Here is a 15,209-nt window from a genome sequence, read left to right on the forward strand (position 1 = left end):
CGCGGCGCGATCAGCGCAGGCAGTCGGCCACGGCCAGGGAAACGGTGCCCCGGACCGCGACCGCACCGTCGCGCACATACGCGGCCGCATCGCCAACCACACGGGCGGCCGGCGACAGGGTTTCCGTCACCGTGTCGGTCACCGTCTCGGCGACGACATCGACGAAGGGCAGGGCCGGGCCGGGGATCAGGGTGCGCCCTGCCGGCTCCGCGGCCTCCGCGTGGGCGGCGACGAACGGATCGGTGCCGCGTTGGCTGGCGTCCGGGCAACGACGCCCGGGGCAGGCACGCCGATTCGCCACGGTCATGCGCGGGGCCGGCCGGCCCGACGCCGCGAGATGGGTGGTGGATGCGGCAACCTTCGGTGCCACCGCATCGAGCGGGAAGGCTTCCGCGAAGATCAGGGCCGCGGGAAGACGTCCCGGCCCGGCCGCGGGGGCGGGCGGCTGTGCGAACGCCGTCGCGGCCGGCGCCACCGGCACCTCGGCGAGGGACGCGGTCGTCAGCGGATCCGCCTGCGCGCGCTCCGCATGCGGCGCCTGGACCGGGTTCGACGACGGACAATAGAACGACGCCACCCCCAAGAGGGCGATGACAGCCAGGGTTGGCAGGAACGGCATCGTGACGCGAGCGGCGCCGGCTTCCGTGAGAGCGGGCTGATCTGGCCTGCGCATCCGAATCACCGATCCCCCTACGATTCCGAGGCGTTCAGGATGGAGCCCGCATTGCGGCGGAAACGGGACCGTTTCTTTTCGCCGCCGTTGCAATCCGCCGCAAACGGCGGGGGACGACGCCCGCGGCCCTGCTTTTCCAGCGCTGCCCGCGGAGGGCATACACCTTGCTTCGCTTGGCGGGCCCGCTCGGGCTCCTTCCGTGACGAGCCGCCCCGTAACCGGGCTCCGATGACCGAAACCAGCCTCACCGTCGCCGTGATCGATCCCAGCCGCGCCCGCGCGGCGATTCTCGAGGAAGGACTGCGCGCCGCGGGCGTCGGCCGCGTCGTGATCATTCCCGACACCGCCGACCTGACGGAGCGGGTCACCGCCCTGAAGCCCGATGTGGTGGTGATTCACCTGGAGAGCCCGAGCCGGGACATTCTGGAGCAGATGTCGGGCGTGTCGCGGCAGGTCGAGCGGCCGGTGGCGATGTTCGTCGACCGCTCGGACACCACCATGATGCAGGCCGCCGTTGATGCCGGGATCTCGGCCTATGTGGTGGACGGGCTGCGGGCCGAGCGGATCAAGTCGATCCTCGACATCGCGATCCTGCGCTTCAACGCCTTCGCGCGGCTCCAGCGGGAACTCACCGAGGCGCGGGGCGAGCTTGCCGACCGCAAGCTCATCGAGCGCGCCAAGGGCATCCTGATGAGCATGAAGGGTCTGACCGAGGACGAGGCCTACAAGCAGCTGCGCCGCAAAGCCATGAACGAGAAGCGTAAGATCGCCGACATCGCCCGGGCGATCGTGACCACCGCGGACCTGCTCGGATGAGGCTTCAGCTCGGCTACATCCCGCTCTGTGACGCCGCGCCCCTGATCATGGCGCAGGAACTGGGCTTCGCCCGGACGGAGGGTCTCGACCTCGACCTCACCGCCGAGCCCTCCTGGGCGACGTTGCGCGACCGGCTGGCACTCGGCCATCTCGACGGCGCCCACATGCTGGCGCCGCTGGCGCTGGCGAGCCGGCTCGGCCTGTCGGGGCCGCCCTCGGACCTGATCGTGCCGATGCAGCTCAGCATCAACGGCAACGCCATCACGTTGGCGCGGAGCCTCTGGGACGCGATGGCGCCGGAGAGCGAGACGCCGACCGCCATCGCCCGCGCCTTCGCCCGCATCGCGGAGGAGCGGCGCGCGATGGGCCGGCCCCTGACGCTGGGCACCGTCCACCCGTTCTCATGCCACAGCTATCAACTGCGGCTGTTCGCCGAGGCCGGCGGGCTCGATCCAGCGGCGTTCCGCACCGTCGTGGTGCCGCCGCAATACAGCGTGGAGACCCTGGCGCGGGGCCTCGTCGACGGCTTCTGCGCCGGCGCGCCGTGGAACGACGTCGCGGCGGCGGCGGGGCACGGGCGGATCGCTGTGCTGGGCAGCGCGCTTGCGCCGGATGCCCCCGAGAAGGTGCTGGCCGTCTCCGAGCGGCTCGACGGCGCGATCCTGTCGCTGGTCCGCGCGGTGACGCAGGCCGGGCGCTGGTGCGCCGATCCCGAGAACCGACCGGAGCTGATCCAGCGCCTCGCCCGCCGGCCCTATCTCGATCTCGATCCGGCAATCGTCGGGTGCGCCCTGCCGGACGGGTCGCCGGAGCAGCCGGGCGTCGGTGCGCCGCTGACGTTCGGCGCCGCCATCCAGGAGCCGCGACCGGCGCAGGCGATGTGGCTGCTCACGCAGATGCAGGCCGCCCGCCAGATCGCGGATGGCACCCGTTTCGAAGGCGCGATTCCGACCCTCTACAGGCCGGATCTCTACCGCGCGGCGACGGTCGATCTCTAGGACCGGGCGACAGCGAAACACTTTCGTCACGAAGCTGCACCGCAGGGCCGGATCGGTCCGGAACGTCGGGCGGCGTGGCCCGTTGTGTTTCTACCATGCCCGGATGCCGCAAACTCGACACTGGCTCGTATTCGTCGCATCCGCGGATGCGCGACGAGCTTCGCCGTCATATCTATCGCGGCGGCAGGCCCCCGCGGGCCAACAACGACAATCGCCGGGCCGGCGTCAGCCGCGGTTGGTACTGGGCGCTGGTGGTCGGAGCGATGCCGACCATCGGTCTGCTCGCCCTGCTCTCGGCGCTGATCTGACGTAACGCCGGGGTCGAGTGCCTTCTCGGAAGGCACGGGCGGGGCTGAAACGCAGCCGTTCCGTCCTCCCCCGCAGGGCGATGTCGCTGTGTCGGTCACCGCGACGGACATTCCAGCTCCGCCCTGCCGCCTCCGGATGAGGCGGTGGACGGGCTCATCCGCTGAATTCTGCGGCAGCGAGCGACGGCTCAACGGACGCGCGACGTCCGCCCGCTCACTGGATTGATGAGCAGCGCCTGCTCTTTGTGCAGCGCAGGCGGCTCGCCGGCTGCGCCACCCCTTCCAATCAGACCACGTTCTCAGCAGCAGGTCCGCCTCCCCGCGCCCGGCGCTGGATCTGGCACGGAAGCTGCTTGATCCCATCCGTCCGTCAACGGCGACGGGCAGCGCCGTCAGCGAGGCCGCTGATCCGGTTCTCCTGGGGCTCGAAGCCTGCCCCGGGGTCACCGGCAGCGGCTTTTTCGTGGGCGGTCCGCCAACGATCCTGCAATCGAGGTTCCAGACGCGATCGAGCGATGGCGACATCCCTGAGCGACACCCGCATACACGACGCGCGTAGCCAGACCGGCCTGCCGCGCGAGAGGTTGGTCGTCGTCGGCAACGGCATGGCCTCCCTGCGCTTCCTCGAGCGCCTGACCGAGGGGACCCCCGGCCGCTTCGACGTCACCTGCGTCGGCGCCGAGCCCCAGGCGGCGTACAACCGGGTCCTGCTCTCCTCGCTGCTCGGCGGCGAGGTCGACGAGGCGGCCTGCGCGTTCCGCGGCCTCGACTGGTACGAGGCTCACGGCATCCGCCTGATCACCGGCGCGCCGGTCACCCAGATCGACCGGGAGAACGGGCTCGTCATCGTGGGCGAGACCCACGTCCTGCCCTTCGACAAGCTGGTGCTTGCGGTCGGGTCCCTGCCGATCCGCCTGCCGAAGCCCGGCATGGATCTTCCTGGCGTCATCACGTTTCGCGATCTCGCCGACGTCGCGGCGATCCGCCGGGCCGCCGTTCGGCATGCCCGGGCCATCGTCATCGGCGGCGGCCTTCTGGGCCTCGAAGCCGCGGTCGGGCTCGCCCGGCTCGGGGTCGACACGACGCTGCTCCACGTCATGGACCGGCTGATGGAGCGCCAGCTCGACCACCACGCCGCCGGGCTTGTGAAGCGCGCCCTGGAGGCCCGCGGCGTGACGGTGCGGCTCCAGGCCGATACCGCACAAGTCGAAGGCGACGGCCGCGTCGAGCGCCTCGTCCTGGCGGACGGGACCGTGCTTCCCGCGGACCTCGTGGTGATGTCGGTGGGCGTGCGCCCCTCGGTGGCGCTGGCGCAGGCCGCGGGGCTCGCGACAAACCGCGGCATCACGGTCGACGACCGGATGACCACCTCCGATCCGCGCATCTTCGCGCTCGGCGAATGCGCCGAGCACCGTGGCTTGGTTTACGGCCTCGTCGAGCCCGCCTACGAGCACGCCGACACGCTGGCCCGCCACCTCGCCGGCCAGCCGGCCGAGTACCGGGGCACGTCCCTGGCGACGAGCCTCAAGGTCTCCGGCCTGCCGGTCTTCTCGGCCGGCATCGTGGACACGCCCGACGACGCCGAGGCGATCGTGCTCTCCGACCCCGGGGCCGGTCTCTACCGCAAGCTGCTGGTGCGCGACGGCAAGCTGATCGGCGCGGTGTTCGTGGGCGACATCGCGGAGCAGGCCGCGTGCAAGCGCCTGATCCGCACGGGCGATCCGATCGAGAACGTGGACGACGTGATGTTCGGGTGCCCCGCGCCCGAGCCGCTGGCCGCTTAGGGAGGCACGCGATGGCCGAGACCAACACCCAGACCGCCGCAGGCACGTTCGACGCCGAGCAGAAGCGCTACCTCGAAGGTTTCGCCTCCGGCATCGCCGCCGTCCGCATGACCGGCGGCCTCGCGAGCGGCGGGGCCGGGGCCTCCGCCCCGCCCGCCGAGCCGACCGGCCCGGACGCGATCCACATCAAGGCGCAGGACAGGACCGTCAAGGACGGCGGCAAGCTCTGCGAGCAGGAGAAGTGGAAGCGCGCCGAAAGCCCGTTCGACGGCCACAACCGGCTCATCCAGGAGGCGGCCGCCGGCAAGCAGCCCAAGCCCGAGGACAATTTCCGCTGGCGCTACCACGGGATGTTCTGGGTCGCGCCGAACCAGGTCTCGTACATGTGCCGGATGCGGATCCCCAACGGGATCCTGCACCACTGGCAGTTCGCGGGCGTCGCCGACCTCGCCGACCAGCATGGCGGCGGCTACGTCCACGTGACCACGCGGGCGAACCTGCAGGTGCGGGAAATCAGCCCGGAGCACGCCCAGCCCTTCCTCGATGGGCTCACCGATATCGGGCTGACCGCCCAGGGCGCAGGGGCCGACAACATCCGCAACGTCACCGGCTCGTCCACCGCCGGCATCGACGCGCAGGAGCTGCTGGACACGCGCCCGCTCGCCAAGTCCTGGCACAACTGGATCCTGAACGACCGCTCGCTCTACGGCCTGCCGCGCAAGTTCAACGTCGCCTTCGACGGCAGCGGCGTGATGCCGACCCTGGAGGAGACCAACGACATCGGCTTCCAGGCCGTGGAAGTTCTGGAGGGCGCTTCGGTGCCGCCGGGCATCTACATGCGCCTCGTCCTCGGCGGCATCTCGGGCCACCGGGACCTCGCCCGCGACACCGGCATCGTTCTCAGGCCGGAGGACTGCAACGCGGTCGCCGACGCGATCATCCGGGTGTTCATCGAGCACGGCGACCGGACGAACCGCAACAAGAGCCGGATGAAGTACGTCCTCGACGCCTGGGGCTTCGACAAGTACCTCGCCGCCGTCGAGGACAAGCTCGGCCGCAAGCTCGACCGGGTCGCGCCGGAGCACGTCGCGCCGCGCAAGGCCACCGACCGCTTCGCCCATGTCGGCGTGCACGCCCAGAAGCAGCCCGGCCTCAACTGGATCGGCGTGGTCCTGCCCGTGGGCAAGATGACGAGCGATCAAGTCCGGGCGCTGGCCAGGATCGCGGCCGAGTGCGGCGACGGCCAGATCCGCCTCACCGTCTGGCAGAACTTCATCTTTTCCGGGGTTCCGGATGCGAAGGTCGCCGAGGTGGAGCAGCGGGTGCTCGATCTTGGACTCACCACCAAGGCGGCGGGCATCCGCTCCGGCCTCGTGGCCTGCACGGGCGCCCGCGGCTGCAAGTTCGCGGCCTCCGACACCAAGGGCCACGCCCTGATCATCGCCGACCACATCGAGCAGGCGATGCCGAACCTCGACGTGCCGGTGAACGTCCACCTCACCGGCTGCCATCACAGCTGCGCCCAGCACTACATCGGCGATATCGGGCTGATCGGCGCCAAGGTCGTCGTCTCCGAGGAGGGCGACACCGTCGAGGGCTACGACATCGTGGTCGGCGGCGGCTTCGCCGAGAACCCGAAGATCGGCACCGAGATCTGGAAGGCCGTCAAGGCCGAGGATTGCCCCGCCCGGGTGGAGGCGCTGCTGCGCGCCTACCTCGCCCGCCGCGAGGGCCCCGAGGAGAGCTTCCAGGCCTTCACCAGCCGCACCGGCGCGGAGGCGCTCCGCGACGCCGCCGAGGACCAGCCCGCCCTGAAGGCCGCCGCATGACCCAGCACGTCTCGCCCCCCCTCGTCCTGATCCCCGAGACCGCGCCCTTCAACGAGGATCAGCGCGCGTGGCTGTCGGGCTACTTCGCGGCGCTCCTCGGCCCCGCCGTCGCGGGCGCCACGGCGCTCGCGACGGGCGAAGCGCCGTCGACCGGCCCGAGACTCGCCGACAACGACGACGCCCCCTGGCACGACCCCTCCGTGCCGATCGCCGACCGGATGGCGATGGCCAAGGACCGGCCCGAACCGCAGAAGCTGATGGCCGCCATGGCCCAGCAGGATTGCGGCCAGTGCGGCTACAACTGCGCCGACTACGCCAACGCGATCTTCCTGAAGAACGAGGCGCGCCTGAACCTTTGCCAGCCCGGCGGCAAAGAGACCCTGCGCATGCTCAAGAAGCTGGACGAGGAGTTCGGCGCCGCAGGCGGCGCCCCCGCCGCGCCCAAGGCGGACGACGACGCCCCGAAGGCGGCGGCCGATCTCGGACCGCTCGGCTATTGCCGCGAGAACCCGGTGGAGGCCCTGTTCCTGTCCCGCCGCCGCCTGAACGATCCGGGCGGCGAGAAGGAGACGTGGCACATCGAGATCGGGCTGGACGGCACGCCGATCCAGTACGAGGTCGGCGATTCGCTGGGCCTGTTCCCTGCCAACGCGCCGGCGCTGGTGGATGCGGTGATCGCGGAACTCGGCGCCCGGCCCGAGCGGCTGATCGGCGAGCGGACCCTGCGCGAGCACCTGCTGATGAACTACGCGCTGGGTGCCGCGCCCGACAACCTCTACCAGCTCCTGTCGCTCCTCACCTCGGGACCGGCCCGCAAGAAGGCGCAGGCGCTGGCCTCCGGCGAGGATCCGGACGGCGACGCCGCCTATCTCGACGTGCTCGGCGCGCTCCACAAGTTCCCCGGCGCGCGGCCCAACGCCGAAGTGTTCCTAGAGGCGCTCGACGAGTTGCAGCCGCGGCTCTACTCGATCTCGTCCTCGCCCAAGATGGATGTCAGCCGTGTGTCGCTGACCGTGGATGCGGTTCGCTACAACCACCGCTCGCGGCTGCGGCTCGGCGTGGCCTCGACCCATCTCGGCGAGCGCCTGCCCGAGCAGACCCGGGTGAAGGTCTATCTCCAGAAGGCACACGGCTTCGGCCTGCCGGAGGATCTGTCGAAGGACGTGATCATGTGCGGCCCCGGCACCGGCGTCGCGCCGTTCCGGGCCTTCCTGCGCGAGCGCGCCGCCACGCAGGCGCCTGGCCGCAACTGGCTGTTCTACGGCCACCAGCGTCAGGCCAGCGACTTCTTCTACAAGGACGAGCTGACCAGGCTGAAGGACGACAAGGTGCTCACCCGCCTGTCCCTGGCGTGGTCCCGGGACGGCACCGAGAAGACCTACGTCCAGGACCGGATGCGCGAGAACGGTGCCGACCTGTGGAAGTGGCTCGAGGGCGGCGCGCATTTCTACGTCTGCGGCGATGCCAAGCGGATGGCCAAGGACGTGGAGCGGGCGATCATCGACGTGGCGGCGCAGTTCGGCGGCAAGAGCCCCGAGGACGCGGTGGCGTATCTCGCGGCCTTAAAGAAGGCCGGGCGGTATCAGGCCGACGTGTACTGAGGCGCGACGTGCTCTCCTCCCCCTTGCGGGGAGGAGCCGGAGGTGGGGGTGGCGCAGGATGGGGCTCGGGCGGTGCCTTCTGCGCCACCCCCACCCCTGACCCCTCCCCGCAAGGGGGAGGGGAAACGGCGGCGCGGAGCTTGCTCCCGCCCAGGACGACCCTTCGAGGAAGAAGCCATGACCCAACCTGCGGCGGCGCAGACGGTGCGGACCACCTGCCCCTATTGCGGGGTCGGGTGCGGCGTGCTCGCGACCCCGGACGGGCAGGGCGGCGCCGGCATCGCGGGCGATTCCGACCACCCGGCCAATTACGGCCGCCTGTGCTCGAAGGGCTCGGCGCTCGGCGAGACCCTGTCGCTGGAGAACCGCCTGCTCCACCCGCAGATCGACGGCACGCGGGTCTCCTGGGATGCGGCCCTCGACACGCTCACCGAACAGCTCCGCGCGGTGGCCGAGGAGCATGGCCCGGATGCGATCGCCTTCTACCTGTCCGGGCAGCTCCTCACCGAGGATTACTACGTCGCCAACAAGCTCGCGAAGGGCTTCATCGGCACGCCGCACGTGGACACCAACTCGCGGCTGTGCATGTCGAGCGCGGTGGCGGCCCACCGCCGGGCCTTCGGCTCCGACACGGTGCCGGGCTGCTACGAGGATCTCGACGAGGCCGACCTGATCGTGCTGGTCGGCTCCAACACCGCGTGGTGCCATCCCGTCCTGTTCCGCCGCATGGCCGACGCCAAGGCGCGCCGCGGCACCAAGTTCGTCGTCATCGACCCGCGCCGGACCCAGACCGCGCAGGAATCCGACCTGTTCCTCGGCATCCGGCCGGGCACCGACACCGCCCTGTTCTCGGGCCTGCTGGTCTATCTGTCGGACAACGGATTTCGCGACCGCGCCTTCATTGAGTCCCACACGGCCGGGTTCGACGGCGCCCTCGACCGCGCCCGCCAGATCGCGCCGGACATGGCCGCGGTCGCGGCCCAAACCGGCGTGCCGGAGGCCGACATCGCGGCCTTCTACGCCCTGTTCGCCGGCACCCGGCGGGTGGTCACGGCCTTCTCGCAGGGGGTGAACCAGTCGGCGCAGGGGACCGACAAGGGCAACGCCATCATCAACTGCCACCTGATCACCGGCCGAATCGGGCAGCCCGGGGCCGGGCCGTTCTCGCTCACCGGCCAGCCCAACGCCATGGGCGGACGCGAGGTCGGGGGTTTGGCCAACATGCTGGCCGCCCACATGCATTTCGCCCCCGAGGAGGTCGACCGGGTGCGCCGCTACTGGGGGGCGCCGCGGATCATCACCGGCGAGGGCATGAAGGCCGTCGCGCTGTTCGAGGCCGTCGCGCGGGGCAAGATCAAGGCGCTCTGGGTGATGGGCACCAACCCGCTGGTCTCGATGCCGCGGGCCGACGTGATCCGCGAGGCGCTGAAGGGGCTCGACCTCTACGTGGTCTCCGAGGCGGTCTCGGATTCCGACACCGCCCGGGGCACGGGCCGGACGACCGTGCTGCTGCCCGCCCAGGCTTGGGGCGAGAAGGACGGCACGGTGACCAATTCCGAGCGCCGGATCTCGCGCCAGCGCCGCTTCCTGGCGAGCCCCGGCGAGGCCCGGCCCGATTGGGCGGTGCTCGCGGAGGTCGGTCGGCGCCTCGGCCACGGACGGGCCTTCGCGTTCGACTCCGCCGCCGCGATCTTCCGCGAGCATGCCAGGCTTTCGGCCTACGAGAACAACGGCACGCGCGACTTCGACCTCGGCGCGCTCACCGACCTCAGCGACGCCGCCTACGACGCGAGCCTTCCGGTGCAGTGGCCGATTCCGAAGCGCTCCGGGCCGCGGAACGCCCCGCAGGGCAAGGCCCGCCTGTTCGGCGACGGGCGGTTCTACACCTTCGACCAGCGCGCGCGCTTCGTCGCCGTGCAGCCGCCGGCCCTCGCGCTGGCGGTGTCGGAGGATTTCCCGTTCGTGCTCAACACCGGCCGGGTGCGCGACCACTGGCACACGATGACGCGCACGGGGAAGAGCCAGCGCCTCTCGGCCCACCGCGCCGTGCCGTTCGTCGAGGTGCATCCGGACGATGCGGCGATCCACGAGCTCACGGATGGCGGGATCGCCCGGCTGACGACCGAGCACGGCGAGGCCGAGCTGGAGGTGATGATCACTGACACGGTGGTGCCGGGCAGCCTGTTCATGCCGATGCACTGGGGCGGTGCCTTCGCGTCGAAGGCCCGGGTCGGCGCCCTGGTGCGCGGCATGCCCGATCCGGTCTCGGGCCAGCCCGAACTGAAGGCCACGCCAGCCGCGATCGCGCCTCTGGCTTACCGCGCCCGCGGCTTCCTGCTGTCCCGGGCGCAGGTTGACCTTCCGGAGGGCTGGTGGTGGGCGCGGGCGGCGATCACCGGCGGCTGGGGCGTGCAGTTCGCCACGCAGGACAGCTCCCGCGCCGTGGCGCTGATGATGCGCGGCCTGATCCAGAGCGAGGCGCTGCCCGGCTGCGAGTTGGCCGAGTACGCCGATCACGCCCGGGACCGCTATCGCTGCGCCGTCTACGACGGCACCCGCCTCGTCGCCAGCCTCGCCTACACGCCCGCCGGGGTGCGCCCGGACTGGGAGGCCGCCAAGGCCCTGTTCGCCGCCGAGGAGCCCGAGACGCCCGCGCGTCTGGCGCTCCTCTCCGGGCGGGCCGCCACGGCTTCGGCGGGTCCGGTGGTCTGCGCGTGCCACGGCGTCGGCGCCGACACGATCGCCACCACCATCGCGGGGGGCGCCGGCTCCGTGGAGGCGGTGGGCGCCGCCTGCAAGGCCGGAACGAATTGCGGCTCGTGCATCCCTGAGATCCGCAAGATGCTGGCCGGTCAGACCGCCCGCGCCGCGTGATTATCTGATACACTCGCATGCGAGGATTGATCGGCCCGTCCAACCGACCACCCTATCCTGAGATGCCCGCGCCAGCGGGCCTCGAAGGAGCCCTCCAGCCGGCCGCGCGATCCCTGGAAGGCTCCTTCGAGGCCTCCGCTACGCTCCGGCGCCTCAGGATGAGGGCGCGGATGGGATAGGCCGGTAACAGGACGATTCAGGACGGACCCGTGACCGACACACCCCTGCGCGCGGCCCGCGCGCCCCGCGAGACCAAGGCCGCCGGCCTGGAGCCGCTGGCGGTGCTGCCCGTCTTCGTACCCCTGCGCGGCAAGCGGGTGGTGCTCGCCGGCTCCTCCGGCGGCGCCCCCTGGAAGGTGAAGGTGCTGGCCGCGGCCGGCGCCCATGTCGACGTCTACGCCCCCGAACCCAGCGAGGAGCTGCGCGCCGTGCCGGGCGAGATCGTCGACGGGCAGGTGGTGCTGCACGAACGCGCCTGGAGCCCGGACGACCTCTGGGGCGCCGCCTTCTGCATCGGCGCGATGGAGGACGAGGCCGAGTGCGTCGCCTTCGTGGCGGCCGCCCGCGGGGCCGGGGCCATCGTCAACGCGGTCGACCGGCCGCATCTCTGCGATGTGAAGTTCGGCGCCATCGTCAACCGTTCGCCACTGGTGGTGGGCATCTCAACGGAAGGCGCCGCCCCGGTCTTCGGCCAGACCGTGCGCGCCCGGATCGAGGCGATGCTGCCCCGTGGGTTCAGTCGCTGGGTCGCGGCCGCCCGCGACTGGCGCGACGGCGTCACGGCCCGCTTCCACGGATTCGCGGAGCGGCGCGCCTTCTGGGAACGCTTCACCGACCGCGCCTTCGCGGAGCCCGACCGGGCGCCCTCCGATGCGGACCTCGCGGAGCTGCTCGGGGAGACCGAGGCCGCCCCCAAGGGCGGCGCGGTGACGCTCGTGGGCGCCGGTCCGGGCGACGCGGAGCTGCTGACGCTCAAGGCCCTGCGGGCGCTGCGCAACGCCGACGTGATCCTGTACGACGACCTCGTCGCCCCCGAGATCCTGGACTATGCCCGCCGGGAGGCCCGGACCATGCTGGTCGGCAAGACCGGCCACGGTCCGTCCTGCCGCCAGGACGACATCAACGCGCTGATGGTGCAGCTCGCCCGCTCGGGCAAGCAGGTGGTGCGGCTCAAATCCGGCGATCCGCTGGTCTTCGGCCGGGCCGGCGAGGAGATCGAGGCCTGCCGCGCCGCCGGCATCCCGGTCACGGTGGTGCCGGGCGTCTCCGCGGCGCAGGGCGCGGCGGCGGCGCTGGGCGTCTCGCTGACCCACCGCGACGCGGCGCGCCGCCTCCAGTTCGTCACGGGCCATGACCGCCGGGGGGCCTTGCCGGACGACCTCAACTGGGGGGCGCTGGCCGATCCGAGCGTCACGACCGTGGTCTACATGCCCAAGCGCACCTTACGGGCGCTGCTCGCCCGCGCGGTCGAAGAGGGTCTGGCACCGTCGACCCCGGCGCTGCTGGTGTTCAACGCCACGCGCCCGAACCAGCAGGCCCTGCGCGGCACGGCGGCCGATCTGGCGGATCGGGTCGAGGCGGCCGGCCTCGACGGGCCGGCGCTACTGATGGTGGGCGAGGCGTTCTCAGAGATGCGGGGGGCGGTACCGATCGTGGCCGAGCCGAGCCGTTTGGCGATCTGACGCAGCAGCCTTCACGGTCCATTTGGCCGGAGCCGCGACCTGCCTGCACAGATCCATCACAAACGCGGCTACACTCGATATCGAGTTCACGATTGCGTAACCTCCATCGGCGGCCTGGGCTCGTCTCCAGCAGGAGGAGCGCGCAATGCAGAACGTCCTGGCGAATGTGGCCGTGAGCTTGTCGGATCTGACGAAGAGCCCGGCCAGCGTGCTCAGCGACGCGCAAGGCGAGGCCGTGGCGATTCTCAACCACGACCGGATCATGGCCTACATGGTCCCGACCGCGCTCTATGAGGCGATGATGGATATCATCGACGACGCGGAACTGGCCGCACTTCTCCAGGCGCGGGCCGGCGAGGAGCCGGTGAAGGTCTCCCTGGATGAGCTATGAGCTGCTGTTCCTGCCCTCCGCGTTGAAAGAGTGGCGCGAGCTCGGCGACACCGTTCGCGAACAGTCAAAGGCCAAGCTCGCCGAACGGTTGGAAGGCTCCGCACGTCCCGGCAGATCGGCTGGCCGGTTCGGAGATGAAGGACTGCCACAAGATCAAGCTGGGGGCCTCGGGCTATCGCTTGGTCTATCGCGTCAGCGACACGGCCATCACGGTGACGGTCGTGGCGGTCGGCAAGCGCGACCGGCAGGCCGTCTATCGGACGGTGCAGACGCGCTGATCGCACGATCTCCGGCCTTCAGCCTCGGCGGTGCGACGATCTGTGCCGTCGAAGGCGCCTGGGCTCGGATGCGACCGGAGCCACAACCTCGCTGGGGGGCGACATCCCCCACCACACTGGGGAGGCATTCAATGACACGAACCTGGATCCGCGCCGCTACGGCCTTTGCCCTGCTCGCCGCCGCGCCAACCTGGGCCGCCGGGCATGATGACGGCGGTCTGGTTGTTCTCCCCGACGCCGCCGCCGCGACCTACGAGCCGGGGCCGCCGAACCTGCCGAAGGGCACGCAGATCAGCCGCGTCGCGGGCGATCCGTCGAAGCCCGGCCCGTTCGTGCTGCGGGTGAAGGTCCCGGCCAACACGGTGATCGCGCCCCACACGCATGCGAAGCCCGAGACCCTGACGATCCTGTCCGGCTCGATCTACCACGAGCACGGCCGCATCCTCGACAAGTCCAAGGGGTCGGCGCTGAAGACCGGCGGCTTCGTCTACCTGCCGGAGGACATGCCGCATTCCCTCTGGACCACCGACGAGCCGGTCGAGCTACAGGTCAACGGCTCCGGCCCGTTCGGGCTGGACTACATCAACCCCGCCGACGACCCGAGCCGGAGCGCGGGCGGGCCGGGCTGAGGCCGCGCTCAGGTCTCCCCGGCCACGAAGGCGCGCATCAAATAGTTGGCGATCGCCATGGGCGGCGGCGCCTGGATGCCCTCCGGATGCGTCCCCGCCAGCATGGCGGCGACGTCCGCGCGGCTGAACCAGCGGGCATCCTCCAGCTCGTTGGGATCGGTGACAATGTCCCCGTCCAGGGCTTCCGCGGCGCAGCCCATCATCAGCGAGGACGGGAACGGCCAGGGCTGCGACGTCCGGTAAGTCACTGCGCCGACGCGGATGTGGGTCTCCTCGAACACCTCGCGGCGGACTGCGTCCTCGATCGTCTCGCCGGGCTCCAGGAAGCCCGCGAGGCAGGAATACATGTGCGGCCGGAAATGCGGGCCCCGGCCGAGGAGGCAGGCATCCCCCCGGCGCACCAGCATGATCACCACCGGATCGACCCGCGGAAAGTGATGGGCGGCGCAGGACGGGCATTCCCGGCGGAAGCCGCCGGCCTTCGACACGGTGGCGGTGCCGCAATTGGCGCAGAAGCCGTGGCGGGCGTGCCAGTCGAGCATCGACTTGGCGACCGCCAGCAGACCCAGCTCCTCCGCCTCCACGGCGGATTCCGTCGCGATGCTGCGCAGGTCGAGGGTGCGGGTCTCGTCCGACGCGAAGCGCTCGGCGGCCTCGGCGGGCGCGGCCAGCGCGAAGACCGGCTGCCCGTCCCGATGCCCGAGGAAGATCCGCGTGCCGGTGGCGAAGGCAGCGGCATCCTCCGGCGCGATCAGCGCGGTGGCGCCGCGCAGCACGATCCGGTCGCCGCACAGGAGAACGAGGCGGGCCTCCGGCGCGTCGAAGGCGGGCACCGTCTCCTCGGGCTGCTCGGCCGAATGGCGGTCGAGGCGGTTCCGGACGAAGCCGAGGGTGTCGCGGGGATCGGTCATGGGCTCAGGCCGCCGAGAATAGGGCACCGGCGCGCTCGATGAGCTGGGCGCGGGCGTGGAGCGGGTAGGGCGACCGGGTCCCGAAACCCCAGACCGGGCCGGGCCAGGCCGGGTCCGAGCGGAAGCGGCCGACCACGTGGACGTGGAGCTGCGTGACGATGTTGCCCAGCGCCCCGACATTCACCTTGTCGGGTTTGGCCAGGGCCTGCATCACGCCGGTGGCGATGCGAAGCTCCTGCCACAGGGCAGACGCATCCGGCTCGGACAGGTCGGTGATCTCGGAGAGGCCGGGGCGGCGCGGCACGAGGATCAGCCACGGGAACCGGGCGTCGTCCATCAGCAGGACCCGGCACAGGGCGAGGTCGCCGACTTCGACGGTGTCGGCGGCCAGGCGCGAATCGAGGGTGAACGCGGATTCGGTCATCCGGATCGGTG

14 protein-coding genes are annotated in these 15,209 nt (G+C 71.2%); 11 read left to right on the plus strand and 3 right to left on the minus strand.

The annotated features are described in order from the left end of the window. Positions 1 to 10: 10 nt before the first annotated feature. Positions 11 to 673 (minus strand): hypothetical protein, encoded by a 663-nt coding sequence (locus AAHG09_RS19200; RefSeq protein WP_342109043.1) that lies wholly within the window; start codon positions 671 to 673, stop codon positions 11 to 13. Between the two features lie 228 nt (positions 674 to 901). Here AAHG09_RS19200 and AAHG09_RS19205 point away from each other — a divergent pair, with 228 nt between their 5' ends. The 11 genes from AAHG09_RS19205 (at position 902) to AAHG09_RS19255 (ending at position 13,863) form a co-directional block, all read left to right on the plus strand. Then, a complete protein-coding gene (locus tag AAHG09_RS19205; protein ID WP_342109044.1) occupies positions 902 to 1,489 on the plus strand; it encodes an ANTAR domain-containing response regulator in 588 nt (195 codons plus the stop codon). Then, positions 1,486 to 2,487, plus strand: a complete 1,002-nt coding sequence (locus AAHG09_RS19210; RefSeq protein ID WP_342109046.1) for a CmpA/NrtA family ABC transporter substrate-binding protein — start codon at positions 1,486 to 1,488, stop codon at positions 2,485 to 2,487. The genes AAHG09_RS19205 and AAHG09_RS19210 overlap by 4 nt, the downstream gene beginning before the upstream one ends. A gap of 146 nt (positions 2,488 to 2,633) precedes the next feature. Next, complete coding sequence (locus AAHG09_RS19215; protein ID WP_342109048.1) at positions 2,634 to 2,795, plus strand: hypothetical protein; 162 nt, start codon at positions 2,634 to 2,636, stop codon at positions 2,793 to 2,795. A gap of 515 nt (positions 2,796 to 3,310) precedes the next feature. Continuing rightward, positions 3,311 to 4,579, plus strand: a complete 1,269-nt coding sequence (locus tag AAHG09_RS19220; protein WP_342109049.1) for an NAD(P)/FAD-dependent oxidoreductase — start codon at positions 3,311 to 3,313, stop codon at positions 4,577 to 4,579. An 11-nt stretch (positions 4,580 to 4,590) separates the two neighbouring features. Next, positions 4,591 to 6,408 (plus strand): NirA family protein, encoded by a 1,818-nt coding sequence (locus AAHG09_RS19225; protein ID WP_342109050.1) that lies wholly within the window; start codon positions 4,591 to 4,593, stop codon positions 6,406 to 6,408. Beyond that, a complete protein-coding gene (locus AAHG09_RS19230) occupies positions 6,405 to 8,009 on the plus strand; it encodes a sulfite reductase subunit alpha (RefSeq protein ID WP_342109051.1) in 1,605 nt (534 codons plus the stop codon). The genes AAHG09_RS19225 and AAHG09_RS19230 overlap by 4 nt, the downstream gene beginning before the upstream one ends. Positions 8,010 to 8,186: 177 nt before the next feature. Further along, positions 8,187 to 10,883 (plus strand): nitrate reductase, encoded by a 2,697-nt coding sequence (locus AAHG09_RS19235; protein ID WP_342109052.1) that lies wholly within the window; start codon positions 8,187 to 8,189, stop codon positions 10,881 to 10,883. Positions 10,884 to 11,092: 209 nt separating this feature from the next. Next, a complete protein-coding gene (gene cysG / locus AAHG09_RS19240) occupies positions 11,093 to 12,565 on the plus strand; it encodes a siroheme synthase CysG (protein ID WP_342109053.1) in 1,473 nt (490 codons plus the stop codon). Between the two features lie 145 nt (positions 12,566 to 12,710). Beyond that, the gene (locus tag AAHG09_RS19245; RefSeq protein ID WP_342109054.1) at positions 12,711 to 12,956 is read left to right on the plus strand and encodes a type II toxin-antitoxin system Phd/YefM family antitoxin; all 246 of its coding nucleotides are present in this window, start codon (positions 12,711 to 12,713) and stop codon (positions 12,954 to 12,956) included. A 134-nt stretch (positions 12,957 to 13,090) separates the two neighbouring features. After that, positions 13,091 to 13,234 (plus strand): type II toxin-antitoxin system RelE family toxin, encoded by a 144-nt coding sequence (locus AAHG09_RS31965; RefSeq protein ID WP_412760057.1) that lies wholly within the window; start codon positions 13,091 to 13,093, stop codon positions 13,232 to 13,234. Between the two features lie 131 nt (positions 13,235 to 13,365). Then, complete coding sequence (locus tag AAHG09_RS19255; RefSeq protein ID WP_342109055.1) at positions 13,366 to 13,863, plus strand: cupin domain-containing protein; 498 nt, start codon at positions 13,366 to 13,368, stop codon at positions 13,861 to 13,863. 8 nt (positions 13,864 to 13,871) lie between these two features. Here the strand turns inward: AAHG09_RS19255 and nudC are convergent, their stop codons facing one another. After that, entirely contained in the window at positions 13,872 to 14,774 is a 903-nt protein-coding gene (gene nudC / locus AAHG09_RS19260; RefSeq protein ID WP_342109056.1) for an NAD(+) diphosphatase, read from the minus strand. Between the two features lie 4 nt (positions 14,775 to 14,778). Then, complete coding sequence (locus AAHG09_RS19265; protein WP_342109057.1) at positions 14,779 to 15,198, minus strand: HIT family protein; 420 nt, start codon at positions 15,196 to 15,198, stop codon at positions 14,779 to 14,781. Between the last annotated feature and the right edge of the window lie 11 nt (positions 15,199 to 15,209).

This window comes from Methylobacterium guangdongense, from assembly GCF_038442355.1.
Lineage (GTDB): Bacteria > Pseudomonadota > Alphaproteobacteria > Rhizobiales > Beijerinckiaceae > Methylobacterium > Methylobacterium guangdongense.

What these genes read in the sequence shown, in the direction of transcription:
- AAHG09_RS19215 (WP_342109048.1), top strand. Translation starts at nt 2,634, where the DNA reads ATGCGCGACGAGCTTCGCCGTCATATCTATCGCGGCGGCAGGCCCCCG.
- nudC (WP_342109056.1), bottom strand. Translation starts at nt 14,774, where the DNA reads ATGACCGATCCCCGCGACACCCTCGGCTTCGTCCGGAACCGCCTCGAC.
- AAHG09_RS19230 (WP_342109051.1), top strand. Translation starts at nt 6,405, where the DNA reads ATGACCCAGCACGTCTCGCCCCCCCTCGTCCTGATCCCCGAGACCGCG.
- AAHG09_RS31965 (WP_412760057.1), top strand. Translation starts at nt 13,091, where the DNA reads ATGAAGGACTGCCACAAGATCAAGCTGGGGGCCTCGGGCTATCGCTTG.
- AAHG09_RS19265 (WP_342109057.1), bottom strand. Translation starts at nt 15,198, where the DNA reads ATGACCGAATCCGCGTTCACCCTCGATTCGCGCCTGGCCGCCGACACC.
- AAHG09_RS19205 (WP_342109044.1), top strand. Translation starts at nt 902, where the DNA reads ATGACCGAAACCAGCCTCACCGTCGCCGTGATCGATCCCAGCCGCGCC.
- AAHG09_RS19220 (WP_342109049.1), top strand. Translation starts at nt 3,311, where the DNA reads ATGGCGACATCCCTGAGCGACACCCGCATACACGACGCGCGTAGCCAG.
- AAHG09_RS19255 (WP_342109055.1), top strand. Translation starts at nt 13,366, where the DNA reads ATGACACGAACCTGGATCCGCGCCGCTACGGCCTTTGCCCTGCTCGCC.
- AAHG09_RS19210 (WP_342109046.1), top strand. Translation starts at nt 1,486, where the DNA reads ATGAGGCTTCAGCTCGGCTACATCCCGCTCTGTGACGCCGCGCCCCTG.
- AAHG09_RS19235 (WP_342109052.1), top strand. Translation starts at nt 8,187, where the DNA reads ATGACCCAACCTGCGGCGGCGCAGACGGTGCGGACCACCTGCCCCTAT.
- AAHG09_RS19225 (WP_342109050.1), top strand. Translation starts at nt 4,591, where the DNA reads ATGGCCGAGACCAACACCCAGACCGCCGCAGGCACGTTCGACGCCGAG.
- AAHG09_RS19200 (WP_342109043.1), bottom strand. Translation starts at nt 673, where the DNA reads ATGCGCAGGCCAGATCAGCCCGCTCTCACGGAAGCCGGCGCCGCTCGC.
- AAHG09_RS19245 (WP_342109054.1), top strand. Translation starts at nt 12,711, where the DNA reads ATGCAGAACGTCCTGGCGAATGTGGCCGTGAGCTTGTCGGATCTGACG.